Source organism: Qipengyuania sp. L-5Y, from assembly GCF_056859455.1.
Window position 1 is genome coordinate 114,991 of sequence record NZ_JBSXOM010000030.1, and the last position, 14,957, is coordinate 129,947.

Here is a 14,957-nt window from a genome sequence, read left to right on the forward strand (position 1 = left end):
GCGCAGCGGTAGGGAAAGCGAGGCCGAGCGAATGCCGATGTCTAGGGCAGTGGGTCGCACCACTAGGGATTATCTCAGGGAAGCAACTGCGGACAGCCATGAACGGCTGGATCTGCTAATGGGCGAGCTCGTTGTCGATGACGAGGCAGCTTATGCAGAGTTCCTTCAAATCCAATGGCATGCCCGCGTCGGTGTCGAGAACTGGCTTCAGGAACTCCAAGTCGAGGCCATGCCTCCGCACCAGACGGACCTGATCGCGCGCGATCTGGCGGCGCTGCGCTGCGCACTGCCGGACAACCCGCCTGCCTTCGCCCCGTCGGCAGACGCCGATCCCATGGGCACGGTCTGGGTGCTGGCCGGTTCTTCGCTAGGTAATCGTTCGCTTTTGAAGCGGTTGAAGAAGACAGGCACTGCGCTTCCGACCGCGTTCCTCTCCGATCCCCGGATGGTGCAGTTCTGGCAAGATCTGCGACCCGCACTGGAAAGGCCACATAGTATGCCGGACGACCAGGCGGTCCTAATGGCAGCGCAAGCGACATTCGCGCATTTTCAGCAAGTAGCCATGAATACTCGGGTAATTGAGCCAGCATGACGAACCCATCCAATGTCACGCTGTCCAATTGCGATCGTGAACCAATCCACCAGCTTGGCCAGATTCAGGCTTTCGGTGCATTGATCGCCGTCAACTCGGATTGGTTTGTCGCGCATCGATCAACCAATCTGGAGGACATCTTCGGGCGTGGACGCACCGTCGAGATAGGGGCCAGCCTGACGCGATTGATGACGCCAGGCGCGATGGATCTGCTGCGCAGTGCGGCGGCGAACCTGGCCATTCCCGATCAGGTCGAACGACTTTTCGGGGTAGCCTTGTTCGGTACGGACGATCTGTTCGACTGCGCGCTGCATTCGTCAGGTGCGAACACGATAATCGAAATCGAGCCTCACGCGGTGGGCGATCTCAACCGCCAGCTTGCCGTCCTGCGGCCAATCATGAGCCGCCTCGAGAAGCACGCGGATTTGCTCCCACTCGTCGAGGAGGCTGCCCGGCAGCTTCGTCACACGCTGCAAATCGACCGGGTCATGGTCTATCGCTTCCGCGACGATCTTTCAGGAGAGGTCATCGCCGAAGCAGCCCGGGAAGATCTCGAGAAATTCCGCGGCCTGCGTTATCCCAAATCGGATATTCCGACGCAGGCCCGCGCCCTTTATGTGCGTAATCGCTTTCGGATCATCGCCGATGTCGAAGCTGAACCCGTGTCGATCGAGCCCGGCATTTCGCTCGAAGGTGAACCGCTCGATCTTAGCATGAGCGCACTACGTGCGGTCTCACCGATCCATATCGAATATCTGCACAATATGGGCGTGGGAGCCTCGCTCTCCATCTCGATCATAGTCGGTGGCAAGCTTTGGGGGCTCTTCGCCTGTCATCATTATGGCCCCAAACTGCTGCCTTACACGCAGCGAACGGCGGCGGAGCTTTTCTCCGAACTGTTCTCACTGGTACTGGACCGCACCTTATCGCGCCAGATCGCCAACCGGCGCGATCTGGGGCGCGATATCCACACGCGTCTGATGCGTGACGTGGCAGCAGGGACGCCCCTGTCTTCCAGTCTTCCCATGATCGAACCGGTCATCCAGCAGGTCATTCCCCATGACGGCGTGAGTATCTTCGTCGAGGATATTTACGATTCACGTGGGTCTGCCCCAAACGAGGAAGAATTCCGCGCCATCGTACCCGGTCTCAATGCCGCTGCGACGAGCCGGCTGCTGGCAAGCGAACAGATCGCGGAAAGAATGCCGCGGGCGACGCGGTTTGCCGATCGCGCGGCGGGGGCATTGATTATTCCCGTATCGCGCACCCCGCGCGATTATCTGGTCCTCTGGCGCAAGCCGCTTACCCAAACGGTCGTATGGGCGGGCAATCCGGAAAAACCGGTCGAAACAGGTCCGAATGGCGATCGCCTCACGCCACGAAAGAGCTTCGAAGCGTGGCAGGAAACCGTAGAGGGCCGTGCGGAGAAATGGTCGGAAGCAGAACTGGACATCGCTGAGGGCCTGCGCGTCACCCTGCTCGAAATCATTCTTCGTTTGACCGACGAGGCCGTCGCAGAGCGGGCCAAGGCCCAGCAACAGCAGGAACTGCTCATAGCGGAGCTGAACCACCGGGTTCGCAATATCCTCAATCTGATCCGTGGCCTGATCAACCAATCGAAACACGATGCGCCCGATATCGACACTTTCGCTCAGATCGTTGGTGGCCGGATCAGTTCACTCGCATCGGCCCATGACAATATCACCAAGGGCAACTGGTCTCACGCCCCGTTTTCGGAACTCATCGAAACCGAAGCCAATGCCTATCTGACAGGCAAGAAGGACCGCTTGGATGTGCAGGGGCCCGAGGCCATGATCGCGCCGGAAGCCTATACGGTGATGGCGCTCGTCATTCACGAGATGATGACAAATTCCGCCAAATACGGCTCGCTCAGCGATCAGTCCGGTCAGCTGGAAGTGATCGTCAGCCGCGATGACGACGACAATTTCTGTGCAACCTGGCGCGAGAGCGCGGGACCACCGGTCAAGCCGCCCAAGCGGCGGGGCTTTGGCAGCACCATCATCGAGCGCTCCATCCCTTATGAACTCAAGGGCACTGCAGAAATCGATTACCGGCTGGAAGGGGTAGAGGCGCGCTTCTGCATCCCTGCCCGCTTCGTCGAATGGCGTGCGCGCGAAACTGCCGGCGCGGCTGCCCAGGCAAAGCAACGAAAGGCAACAGCGTTGGATAATCTTCCCGAAAGCGTACTGCTGGTTGAAGACAGCATGATTATCGCTCTCGATGCGGAAGACTGTCTGAAGGAGATGGGCATCACGAAGGTTCGCATAGAAAGCTCCGTCGCCGGCGCTCTGGATGCGCTGGCGAAGTCTCCTCCCGCCATGGCCATTCTCGATTACAATCTTGGACGGGAGAACAGCGAGCCGGTGGCCCGCAAGCTGCAGGAACTGGGCATACCTTTCTGGCTAGCAACCGGGTACGGCGAAATGCAGGACCGTGTGGAAGAGCTTGGAGCCTCGGGCCTCCTTACCAAACCCTACGGCAAGGATGAGCTTGTCGAAATGGTCGGCAGTCTGTCCTGATCCAAAGAGCTAGCTTCTTAATTGAAGAAGCGTTGCTGGTAGAAGAAAGTCGCACTGACTGCATTGCCGGCAAAGTCCCTCGCCGGTTCGAACCGTAGCTGATCCAATGCCAACCGGCATACGGTTGAGTCGGTTTCCGGAAAGGGGCTTGGACGGTAGATGCTACACTGCGTCGCGCGCCCTTCCGCCGAGACGGTCAGGCGGACAATGACCGATTGACCAATGCGGGCTTGCCTCCCCCCGGGAGGGACTGGAAAGGCACTGGCGTTGGTAATCGCCCGAGTCAGGACTGGCTTGGTTGCGATCCCGCCGCCGTGACCGTTACCGCCCGTACCGCTCCCCGTGCCGCCGCCTTCACCGGCGCGACCAGTGCCTGCCCCGTCGTCTGTATTTCCCGATGTTTCCGCTGTGCCGGTCGACGACGCGCGGGGTGCAGGGGGGGCTTCAGGTCTGCGAATGGGCGGTTCGGGTGCAGTAACGGGTTGCGGCACCGCTTCGCGACCCGGGTCACCCTGTGCGCCCGCAGGCTCAGGTTCATCGGGTTGTGGCTCCGGCCCGGGAGTCGCGACCGTCACGGTAAAGGCAGATACGACCTTCTGTTCGACCTGCGAGACCGCGGACGGCGCAAAGCTGCGTATCAGGAGATAGAAAATGGCGACATGAAGGAGCACGATCAGCGCGATCACCCATGGGTTGGGTTTTCGCCGGGTCTGGGAGTAGCGAGTGATTTGCTCGTTCATTTCTGAACAACCGCATAGCTCCAGTGCCCGTTCCGGTCACCATCGATCCACACGAAAAAGGGCGGCCCTCCAAGCAGGAGAGCCGCCCTACATTCCTTACTCGAACTGGAAGCTTAGAAGCCCCAGATCAGCGATGCCGTGAATGCACGCGGTGCGCCGATATTCACGAATTCGCCCGAGGTGGTCAGACCGGTCGGAGCCGAGCCGATATAGACTTCGTCGAGGAGATTGACGACGTTGATCTGGATGAACGCCTTGTCGAAGTCCTCGTTGAAGTAGCCAAGCGACAGGCGGGCATCGAGATCGGCCACCGTATATCCCGGCAGTTCGATAGTGTTGATGTCGTTCAAGAAGCGCGAACCGGTGCGCTTGACCTGCACGCCCAGTTCGAGCGGTCCAAGATCAGCCTGTGCGCGAGCGCCCAGCGTGTAACGCGGAGCACCTGCTTCACGCTTCCCAGCAGTCGGAGCAAAGGTAGTCTCGCCCGTCTGCACGTCTTCATCTATTTCGGATTTCAGGTAAGAGCCGAAAACATACAGCAGGAACGGATCGGACGGCTTCCAGGCAATGCTGCCATCGACACCGTATTTCTCGACCTTGCCGAGATTGCGCGTGATAGCGCGGTCCAAGATCGGATCATACGCCGTCGCAAGACGGTCATTGTACTGATTGTACCAACCGGTGACCTGAGCCTGGATGTTGCCAGTTTGGTAGCGAACACCGAGATCAAACGAATCGGAGGTTTCCGGAACAGGCGCAACGCCGACAAACAACGAACCGTAAAGTGGGTCCGTACCCGGAACCGACAGGTTCTTGGCATAGCTGGCGAAAATGCTGGCCGACGGGGTGATGTCGTAGTTCAGGCCGATATTCGGCAGCAGCTTGTCATACTTGTAAGTAGCCGAAGTCGGCGCCACGAAGCCCGGGTTTGCAGCCACGTAGTCGGCGATCGCTGCATCGCCGTTGATGCAGTTGACGTTGCCCGAGGCGTCGGTCGTCACGCAGTACTGGTTGAGCTCACGTTCGAAGAACGGTGCGCGCACACCCAGCGTAGCAGTCAGATCGCCGAACTGTCCGCGATATTCGCCAGAAATCTGGTTGAGGATCGCAAACGATTTCCGGTTGCGCTTCTGCGGAGCGATGCCGTCCGCATCGAGAAGCGGATCGTTGGCAGGGAAGACGTCGAACGGCTCTGCATTCTGACGCAGCAGTCCAGCCGTACCCGTCTGGCGGTGACGCGCGTGGTCGAGCGTATAAGCGAGACGTACACGGTGGTCCGGATTGATGTCGTAGATGAGGTTGGCGATCACACCATAGCGGTTGGTACGCGTGTGGCTCGGCGACAGTATCGTGACATAGTCGAGAGTGTCACCGTCGCCGTTGAGATCGACTCCGCCGAAGTAATAGTACTGCGTGGAGCGAGTAGGGCGAGCAGCGTTTCGTGCATCGGTTGTAAACAGGCCGCCTGTAAAGCCATCTACGGAAGCCCCCTCAAAACCCACCGAGGTACCACCGCCGTTCGCCTTGACGTATTGGAAGCTAGGATCCACGGTCAGCGTTAGCTTGTCGCTCAGCGTGAAGAGCGAATTGATGCGAACATTGCCTGTATTCGAAGGATTGTAACGACGCTCAAACGGCGTACCGCAGGTATTATACGTATCCGGGGCGCCTGTTACGCCGGTCACAACCGTGCAAGGCGTACCGTCAGAAAGGTCGTAAAAGCGATCCTCAGGCTCTGCGATCGGATTAGAAGTGCCGTCGAACCGGAAGGGCGAACCGTTGAAGTTGTTGCGGTTCACATTGTAGTGGGCAGCGATCGAGATGAAGTCGCCATTGTCGCCCAGCGGCTGGAAGATCTTGCCGTTATACTGCTGCTTGTTGACGCCGCCATAATTCGAGAAAGTAGATTCGTTCTCGGTGGTCGAAGCGCTGAAAAAGGCCTTGAGGCCGCCCGGGGTAAGCTCGCCGGTTTCGACCTTGCCGAAGAAGCGGTACATCATGCGATCGCCCGGATTACCGCGCGAAATGATGTTGCCGTAGGTGGTGGCAGTGTACACGCCGAACTCATCGTCCGGAACCTTCGTACGAATATTGATCGTGCCACCGGCGGCCGCAGCGGTCGGGCTGTCAACATCGGTCGAGCCGAGCGTAACAGTGGCCGCTTCGATGATTTCAGGATCAACCATCTGGTTGGTGTAAAGAGCGTAGTTGCCCGAATCGTTCAGCGGAATGCCGTCGAACGTCTGCGAAATACGATCCGAGTTGAAGCCGCGGATGGTGAAGCTGCCACCGAGCGAACCGAAGGGATCGTTGTTGGTGAAGCTGACGCCGGGGACGAGGTTCAACGTGTCGTTGATCGTCTGGCCGGGTGCCTGGCGCAGGATCAGTTCGGAATCGAGCTGAACCTTGGCCTTCGGCGAATCGGGTATATCGACCCCGCCAACATCGGTGCTGCGCGCACCCGACACGACGATGACATCGTCGTCGAAGTTGAGCGAGCCGGTCGACTGCGCGGCGGCAGGAACGGCGACCATGGCGCTGGCAGTGCTGACCACCGATGCGGCCAGGAGAAACTTGAATTTCATCAGAGTAGACCCCTTCAGTCTCTTGATGCGGGATTGCAATGCGAGAGGTGAGCCCCCGCTAGGCGGGACACGTTTCCGCAAAGCGATGGAAATGTGACAGAGTCAAGACAACCGTGATACTTCTGCCGAGAGTTCAGGTGCCCCGCCAAAATTGCACTTAAGGAACAACACGTTGATGGTGTTGCAATCAGGCCACGAGTCTGAAATTTTCCTGATTATGGTTTTTTTGCAACGCACAAATTGGTGCACCGCACCAGATCACGCGAGATTGATCTCGCGCAGGCGCTGCATGAGGAATTCATGGCTGGAGATTGCATCGGGTCGATTCTCCGGATGCTCCGGATCGATGCACGAAGGCAGCGTCTCGATGACATAATCGGGGCGGAAATGCAGGAAAAACGGCATCGAATACCGCGCGCGATACGCCGCTTCGCCTCGCGGATTGACCACCCGGTGCTTGGTCGAACGCAGTCGGCCATTGGTCAATCTTTCAAGCATATCGCCGATATTGACCACCAGCGCACCCTCCGGCGGGGCGACGGCTTTCCATTCGCCTTGCGAGGTGAGGAGTTCCAGACCGGCCTCTTCCGCACCAAGCAGCAATGTGATCGTGTTGATATCGCCATGCGCTGCTGCGCGGATGGCACCTTCCGCCTCCGCGCCTTCGAGTGGAGGATACCGCAAAAGCCGCATGACGGAATTGCCGTCCTCTACCGTAGGAGCAAAGAACTGGCGCGGTAGCCCCAGATGAAGCGCGATGCCCTCCAGCACCCGGCCGCCGGCTTCTTCGAATGCTGCGTAAAGTTCGAGGAAGGTTTCGCGAAATCCGTCGATCTCGGCCGGCCAGATATTGTCCGGCATATATTCCGCCAGATCATGGCCCTCCGGCAGCTGGCGACCGACGTGCCAGAATTCCTTGAGGTCATGGACCTTGGCATCCTTGGCTTTTTCGGTCCCGAACGGCGTGTACCCGCGAGCCCCGCCGCCACCAGGCGTGTGATACGCCTTCTTCACGTCATCGGGGAGCGCGAAGAATTCCTTGGACAGCGCCTCGGCGCGATCGATCAGGTCCTGCGGGATGCCGTGATCGCGGATGACGGCGAAACCGTACTGCTCAAAACTACGGCCAAGCTCATCGGCTATGCTGTCCAATGGCTGTGCCAGCGACACTACCGCGATATCGGTATTCGAATCGGTCATGGCGAAGCCCTTTAATACGGTAGGAAAAGACCCGCCAGCGCGGCGCTCATAAGGTTGGCGAGAGAACCGGCGGCAAGCGCTCGCAAACCAAGCCTGGCGATGACCGGCCGCTGGTTGGGAGCGAGCCCGCCGGTCACTGCCATCTGAATGGCTATCGAACTGAAATTGGCGAAACCGCACAAGGCGAACGTAATAATAGCGCGACTGCGTTCCGTCAGGACCTCGGGGCCGATCGTCCCGAGCTCGATGAATGCGACAAACTCGTTCAGCACGATCTTCGTCCCGAACAGTCCGCCCGCAGCGCCAGCCTGATCCCACGGAATGCCGATCAGATACATCATGGGAGCGAAGACGAAGCCGAGCAGCTTCTGGAAGCTGAGGTCCGAATAGCCGAACCATCCGCCAACACCCGCCAGAAGACCATTGGCCAGGGCTACCAGCGCGACGAATGCAAGGACCATCGCGCCAACGGCGACCGCAAGTTTGACCCCGGTTTGCGCGCCCTGCGCGGCGGCTTCGATGACATTGGCCGGACGCTCGCCCTCCTCGAAGGTCTCTGCGATCTCCACTTCCCTCTCGCTCTCGGTAAGCGCGGCAGGTCCTTCGCCGCTGATCCGGCCACGCGGCAACGGCAACTCACCCTCCGCTTCAGGAGACGGCTCGCCGTCATCCGGCATGATGATCTTCGCCATCAATATGCCTCCAGGGGCCGACATGAATGCGGCGGCCAGGAGAAAGGGCAGATAGGCATTGCCGAGCAGCCCGGCATAAGCGGCAAGGATCGTGCCGGCAACGCCGGCCATCCCCACCGCCATGAGCGTAAACAGCCGAGAGGGCGCAAGTGCAGCGAGGTACGGGCGTACGACAAGCGGGCTTTCGGATTGGCCGACAAAAATGTTCGCCGCGGCCCCTAGCGATTCGACCTTCGATATCCCCGTCACCCAGCCGATTGCACCGCCGACCCAGCGCACGACACGCTGCATGATGCCGAGATAATAGAGGATCGAGACCAAGGCTGCGAAAAAGATGATCACCGGCAACGCGCCCAGTGCAAAGGTGTTCGCCAACGGGTTCGTCTCGTTCGGGCCGAAAAGAAACTGCGTTCCCTGGTCCGCATAGGAAAGGAGGGCGGCCACCCCATTTGCCATGCCTTGGATCACGGCACGCCCGCCGCTCGTGGCCAGTACAAGAAAAGCCATCAGAGTCTGCAGCGCGAAGGCTGCACCGACGACCCTGAGTTTGATCCTCCGTTTGCCGGTCGACAGCAAGAATGCGACCAGCAAAATCGCCAGAATGCCGATAATATTGATAAGGATGGGCGACATCGGCTTCCCTTCGGACGCTACAAGTTGCGGATGAAATTAGCCGCTGTCTTGCTTGCACCGTCCCATTAGTCAATTTTCACTGCTCACCGATGGCCAAGCCGTCCCCGAATTCCACGAGATCCACCCATGACAGAACCCGCCAACGAAATCCGGCCTGCCGCTGCCGCCATGCCGCTCGGCCTGTTCGTTTACACTCTGATCTACGGGGGAATGACCGTCTTGGCAGGCGTTCTCGCGTACAAGCAGGTTCAGCTGTGGCCGACCGAACTGGCCGTGGAATCCGGCATCTTCGCCTTTCTGCTACTGGTCGTGATATCGAGCACCATCGCACAGCTGTACGGCGAAAAGCTTGCCAATAGGATCGTTTGGTGGGGTTTCATTCCGCTGCTCATCGCTTCGCTACTGATGCAACTAGTACTGAATCTTCCTGCTTCAGTAGAGATGGTCGAGTTTCGCGGCGAGGACCTCGCAGCTTTCGAGCGCGTCCATGCTACGTTGTGGCGCGTATGGATGGCCGGGCCCGCGGCTTACATCGTATCGCTGCTACTCAATGTCTGGATTTTTTCGCGTCTACGCGGCTCATCGCAGAGTACCTCAACCGTCTCGTTGATGATGCGCGGCGCAATTGCTTCCGCACTCAGCCAAGCTATCGATTCGGTCATCTTCATCACGCTCGCCTTTTACGGGCAATTCGAGATAACCAATCTGCTCATCGGGCAAGTCATCGCCAAGGTGGCGCTCAGCTTCGTGCTTGTGCCGTTTCTGATTACGGGCGGCGTGGCTTTTGCACGCTGGCTGGACCGGCGCTAGAGACGCCGGACATCCCCGATCAGGGTTTCGTCCAGAGCGTCACCATGCAGTACGGAAACGTCGCCCGTGGTTTCCAGAACCACCGCGCGTACGCACGAAAGGTCGAGCGCGTTCGCCTCGCGCAGTTTTGCGATCAGATCGCTTTTCGACACCCGGGTTTTGCGTAACGCGTCCTCCAAGAATTTGCCGTTGCGCATCAGAAAGACCGGCTCGTTCTGCATGATTGCTTCGGCGGCATCCGACGTCTTGCGGATGTAAGCAGCGATAAACTGGACCAGAAACAGGCCGAGCATTCCGGCCGATGCCTGGGCGAACCCGTTCCAACTGCTGGCTTGTGCCGCCCCAGCCACCAAGCTGCCCAAGGCAACGGTCATGACGAAATCGAAATTCGTCATCTTGGACAAGGATCGCAAACCGTTGATGCGGATCAGGATGACGACCCAAACAATGGCTCCCGCAGACAGAATGATGCCGCGCGCAGCGATATCCAGCACCGTGTTTTCCAGTATCATGCCCGTTCAACGCCTGAAGCACGATAAGCTATCCGAGAACTTCACTATTCGCGGAAAACTCTGCTGGAAAAGCGGTTGAGCGGAGTAAGGATATACTCCAGCACGGTACGTTTATCCCCTAGTAGGCTGACATCGGCGACCATGCCGGTTCCGATTCTAAGATCTCCGCGGGTTGTTTCAATTTCCTCGGCCTGCGTCCTTACGCGGACCAGATAATATATTCCGCCGTCTCTTTCATCGACGATCGAATCTGGCGAGATCGATTCCACTTTTCCGTCGAAACTGCCGTAGACCGCTTGATCATAGGCCGTGATACCAACCTTCGCTGGCTGGCCGATATAGACAGTTGCAATATCTTGCGGACGGATCCGCACTTCCACCAGAAGCGCATCGTCCGATGGTGCGATCTCAACCAATTCCTGACCCGATCCGACCGCACTCCCACGTGTGGTAACCAGAACACGGTTTACTGTTCCGGCAACGGGAGCGCGAACCGCCGTTCGTTCGCGGCGTTCCTCCAAAGCAGGTAAAGTAGCTTCGTTCGCGCCCAATTCGGCCTGTGCTGCAGCGAGTTCGTCGCCCGCGCGTGAGCGCCAATCCTGCAGCGTCCGCGCCAAATTGGCCTCGGCTTCAGCGACATTGGCCCGTGCCCGTTCGATAGCAGCAAGAGCGCCGGAATAATCGGCTTCTGCGCTAATTGCCTGACTTTCCGCCCGCACAAGAGAGAGGCGGGGTTCGATGCCGCTATCAACCAGCGGCCGCAGCATTTCTGCCTCGTCCCTGGCCGCACGACCGGCGCTGGCCAAGGAATCCGCGCGTCGTTCGGCTTCCGCAACTGACTGGCGCGCGCTGGCGACCGCTGCGCGCGCTGCGCTGGTGGCGCTGACTAGATTGGCCTGTCGGGATGCGAACAACGCACGCTCGATCTCACGCTGGCGCGCAGCTTCCTCGTCCGCTGGCGCCGGAAAACGAGGCGACCCGCCAGAGACTTCAGCGCGCAATCGTGCGACCTTCATTTCCAGCGCAGTTGCCGTGGCGGATGTACTGCCGAGATTTGCCTCGCTTTCCGTTGGGTCAAGACGAAGCAGTTCCTGCCCTGCAGACACCGATTGTCCCTGCCTGACGAAGATGTCCTCGACGACACCGCCCCCAAGGGTGGAGACGACTTGCAGCTCGCTGCTAGAGATCACCCTGCCCTGCCCGCGCACGGTGCGGTCTATTTCGGCGAACGCCGCCCACAAAAACAGGAGGGTGAAGAAGCCGAGAATTCCCCAAAAGAGGATACGGGAAACCACCGAAGGTTCGAGACCCTCGATGATCTTCTCGATACCCTGCAATTCTTCAGTTTCCCGATTACTTGGCTCGATCGGACGGTCGTCCTCGTGATCAGGGGCGGGTGAATGGGGCGAGCCAGATTCGCCAGCACGCGCAGTCACGATTTTTTCTCCACGGCGCGAGCTTGCTGATTTCCCTGAGCCAGTTGAGCCAACACTTCGTCGCGCGGTCCGTCGGCTCGTATTTTGCCATCAGCGACGATGATCACTCGATCGACGAGGGCCAGCAACGGCTGTCGATGGGTGACTGCGATCAACGTGCGACCTTTAAGTTCGTCCTTCAAACGGTCTATCAGGTCAGCTTCGGTCTGGGCATCCATCGCACTGGTCGGCTCGTCCATGACGAGGACCGGAGGTTTGCCAGCAAGAGCGCGGGCGATGGCGATCGACTGCCGTTGCCCACCAGACAATCCCTCCCCTCTGTCGACGAGCCTCATGTCGTATCCCCGGGGAATTCGACTTGCGAAAAGATCCGTTCCTGAAATTCTGGCGGACCTCAGCATTTCTTCGTCATCGACCTTGGGTCTGCCCAAGGCAATATTTTCCCGGATTGTGCCTGAAAACAGCGACGGTTCCTGCAGCACGGAAGATACCGATTTACGCAGGGAATTGGGATCAAGCTGAGCGATATCCAAGCCGTCGAGCAGGACCATGCCGTCCTGCGGGGGATAAAGGCCGAGCACCATCCGAGCGAGCGTCGATTTGCCCGAGCCGACGCGGCCGATGAGGGCCACGTGTTCACCCGGCTTTATCGCCAAGCTTACTCCATCGAGCGCCTTTGTCGCCGCACCGGGATATTGGAAACTGACATTGCGCAATTCGATTGCGCCGAGCGGATTGGCCAGTTCGATAGGATTTGTATCCGGCCCTTCGGGCGGACGCTCCATAAGCTCACGCACCTGGCGATACGCGGTCCGCGTTGCGGTTATTCGCGAAACAAGCTGCGATATCTGCGTCAACGGAGCGATCGCCCTGCCAGCGAGTATCGAGCAGGCGATCAGACCACCCAGCGTCAGCCGATTGTCGGCCACGGCGAACACGCCCACTATCACCACCCCCGCATAGCTGATGGTCGCCGCAGATGTGGCGAAGGTTGTGCCGACGGAGGCAATCAGACGCTGCCTCAAAGACACGTGCGCATGCCCATCGACCGCGCGGTTCCAGCGCTGTTCGAACAGATGGCGCGCCCCCGCAGTCTTGACAGCCTCGATACTGCCGACCGTTTCGACCAGTACCGACTGCTTCTGCAGCCCTTCCTCCATGGCGCGGGCAGAAAGCCGCTGCAGCGCAGGTTGAGCCGAGAGGCCGACGAGAATGACGATCGGCACCATGATTGCCGGTACCAGGACGACCCAGCCCCCAATCAATGCCACCACGATCAGGGTGATAATGATGAACGGCACATCGACAACGGCCGCCAAAGTGGCAGATGCGAAGAAATCACGCATCGTTTCCAGTTCGCGCATGAGCCCGGTAAGCTGGCCGGTCGACCCCTTACGCAGTTCGAGCCTCATTTCGATCAGGCGCCCAAAGACCTTTTCGCCGACTTCGCGGTCGATATTCATGCCAGCGTGATCGACGAAATACGCCCGCAGCAGCTTCAAGCCGAAGTCGAAAATGACGATGATGGCGAGCCCGATCGACAACGCCGCCAATGAAGAGAACGCGGCGTTCGGCACAACCCTGTCATAAACCGTCATCGTGAAGAGGGCTGTGACAAGACCGAACAGATTGATCAAAGTCGCCGCCAACGCGACCTTGGAATATGTACGCCAGTTGGCGCGGATCGGATCGGCGAGCCAGTCGGCCAGTCTCTTGCCGGGAACCTGCACCATTGGTTCGTCAGCCATCAACCATCACCCCGTTCTCCAAATCGTCCACGTCGAAGGCTTCCAGCAACCGGCCGGTACGGGCAAGCAGCAGGTAACGAGCGGCATCGAGCTGGGACAATCCCTCGATGTAGGCCACCGCGGCCTGAAGATATGCGCTTTCGGCTTCGGTAACATCGAACAACGAACCGCGCAGCGCGCCGAAGCGCGTGACAACGACATCACGCGTCTGACGCGAGGATTTATAAGCAGCATCTAGGGCGATCAGCTGGTCTTCCAGCGCACGCACATCGGCCCACGTCACTGCAGCGTCGCGTTCGGCCTCCTGTCGCACTCTATCTGCAGCGGCATCGGCTGCATCCGCCCGTGCACGAGCGGCACTCAGTCGCGCATTTCCTCCGCCGCCGAACAGGCGGTAGCGAAGGTTGATGCTACCGCGAACGTCGTAATCGCCATCGTTCTCGTAAACCCCGTACCTTCCGGCATCGAGACGTGCTGCCACGCGCGGTTGATTGGCGCCTTCGGTCGCTTTCGCCTCCGACTGAGCTGCCCTGGCCTGCGCTTCCGCACTGCGCACCTCGGGTATCGCCTGGGCCGCGTTGATAGCGTAGTCGCGGCTGATTATGCCATCGACCAGTTGCGGCGCCCGAAGAAGGCGCGCGGGCGGCGCAATCCCACTAAGTTCTTCGAACCTCGCTTCTGCACTCGCAAGTTGACGGCGAAACTGCGCAAGACGGATTTCGCCTTGCGCTCTGAGCGAAGCGACGCGAGCGAGGTCGCTGCGGGCGGAAGCGCCCTGCGCGATCCGGCGCTCGACCGCATCCTGTATGTCGGCCTGCGAAGATACGAAGCTCTCACCAAGTCTGACCAGAGATTGATATGCGAACACGGCGTACCAGACGGACACGAACTGCGTAATCGTCCCAGAAACTGCCGCTTCCCGCTCATGCCCAGTGGCAGTGAGACGGGCTTGGGCCGCGGCGATACCGTAGTAGGTGGCGCCGAAGTCGAGCAGCACGTACTCGACCTCGCCCAATACATCGGTACGGCGCGTCGCCCTCGAGCGTTCGATGATGTTGAAGGGGTCGTCGCTGAAATTACGAGCGATTGTCCGGTAGGAGCTGACCGTGACATCGCCGGTGGGCAACCGGCCGGCTTCCGCCTCGTCAAGTTGTGCAGACGCCACGGCGACGTTGGCATCGGCTTCACGACTGGAAGCGTTTTGTTCAACGGCTGCGACTACGATGCGGCGAAACTGCCCCGGATCGGCAGAGGACGAGCCAAGTGCCAGAATTGGGTCTGAACTGAAGTCGACATCGAGGGGGTCGGCGACCGGTGAGGGCAAATCGGTTGCGGTGCTGTAAGCCGGGATATCTTCGCCAGCCTCCTGGGCACGAGACGGCGACGCACAGGCGAACAGTGCCAGGGCAGCCGTCCCGCCAAACGTTCCGATGATGCCTCCCACAGATCCCATCGCGCCATGTCTAGCA

General features: G+C 59.4%; 11 protein-coding genes. 3 read left to right on the forward strand and 8 right to left on the reverse strand.

The genetic code is table 11. The features are described 5' to 3' along the window. Positions 1-37: 37 nt before the first annotated feature. Entirely contained in the window at positions 38-592 is a 555-nt protein-coding gene (locus AC13F2_RS10630) for a biliverdin-producing heme oxygenase (RefSeq protein ID WP_482964596.1), read from the forward strand. Continuing rightward, entirely contained in the window at positions 589-3,132 is a 2,544-nt protein-coding gene (locus tag AC13F2_RS10635) for an HWE histidine kinase domain-containing protein (protein WP_482964597.1), read from the forward strand. The genes AC13F2_RS10630 and AC13F2_RS10635 overlap by 4 nt, the downstream gene beginning before the upstream one ends. A 17-nt stretch (positions 3,133-3,149) precedes the next feature. Here the strand turns inward: AC13F2_RS10635 and AC13F2_RS10640 are convergent, their stop codons facing one another. The 4 genes from AC13F2_RS10640 to AC13F2_RS10655 all read right to left on the reverse strand — a co-directional run bounded on the left by AC13F2_RS10640 (position 3,150) and on the right by AC13F2_RS10655 (position 8,982). Beyond that, complete coding sequence (locus tag AC13F2_RS10640) at positions 3,150-3,872, reverse strand: energy transducer TonB (protein ID WP_482964598.1); 723 nt, start codon at positions 3,870-3,872, stop codon at positions 3,150-3,152. 113 nt (positions 3,873-3,985) lie between these two features. After that, positions 3,986-6,457 (reverse strand): TonB-dependent receptor, encoded by a 2,472-nt coding sequence (locus AC13F2_RS10645; RefSeq protein WP_482964599.1) that lies wholly within the window; start codon positions 6,455-6,457, stop codon positions 3,986-3,988. 258 nt (positions 6,458-6,715) lie between these two features. Further along, positions 6,716-7,657, reverse strand: a complete 942-nt coding sequence (locus tag AC13F2_RS10650) for an isopenicillin N synthase family dioxygenase (protein WP_482964600.1) — start codon at positions 7,655-7,657, stop codon at positions 6,716-6,718. 11 nt (positions 7,658-7,668) lie between these two features. Further along, positions 7,669-8,982, reverse strand: a complete 1,314-nt coding sequence (locus AC13F2_RS10655) for a NupC/NupG family nucleoside CNT transporter (RefSeq protein ID WP_397489777.1) — start codon at positions 8,980-8,982, stop codon at positions 7,669-7,671. A 126-nt stretch (positions 8,983-9,108) separates the two neighbouring features. On the opposite strand from AC13F2_RS10655, the gene AC13F2_RS10660 reads away from it, so the two are divergent. Beyond that, complete coding sequence (locus AC13F2_RS10660) at positions 9,109-9,792, forward strand: queuosine precursor transporter (RefSeq protein WP_103024478.1); 684 nt, start codon at positions 9,109-9,111, stop codon at positions 9,790-9,792. Here AC13F2_RS10660 and AC13F2_RS10665 read toward each other — a convergent pair. Genes AC13F2_RS10665 through AC13F2_RS10680 form a run of 4 tightly spaced genes read right to left on the reverse strand, consistent with a single transcriptional unit; the run spans position 9,789 to position 14,941 of the window. Then, on the reverse strand, positions 9,789-10,304 hold the full coding sequence (locus AC13F2_RS10665; RefSeq protein ID WP_482964601.1) for a DUF421 domain-containing protein: 516 nt from the start codon (positions 10,302-10,304) through the stop codon (positions 9,789-9,791). The two genes, AC13F2_RS10660 and AC13F2_RS10665, sit on opposite strands and share 4 nt — an antisense overlap. A gap of 44 nt (positions 10,305-10,348) precedes the next feature. Further along, the gene (locus AC13F2_RS10670; protein ID WP_482964602.1) at positions 10,349-11,740 is read right to left on the reverse strand and encodes an HlyD family type I secretion periplasmic adaptor subunit; all 1,392 of its coding nucleotides are present in this window, start codon (positions 11,738-11,740) and stop codon (positions 10,349-10,351) included. Next, complete coding sequence (locus tag AC13F2_RS10675; protein WP_482964603.1) at positions 11,737-13,488, reverse strand: type I secretion system permease/ATPase; 1,752 nt, start codon at positions 13,486-13,488, stop codon at positions 11,737-11,739. Before AC13F2_RS10675 ends, AC13F2_RS10670 begins: the two co-directional genes overlap by 4 nt. Next, on the reverse strand, positions 13,481-14,941 hold the full coding sequence (locus tag AC13F2_RS10680; protein WP_482964604.1) for a TolC family protein: 1,461 nt from the start codon (positions 14,939-14,941) through the stop codon (positions 13,481-13,483). The genes AC13F2_RS10675 and AC13F2_RS10680 overlap by 8 nt, the downstream gene beginning before the upstream one ends. Positions 14,942-14,957: the final 16 nt, after the last annotated feature.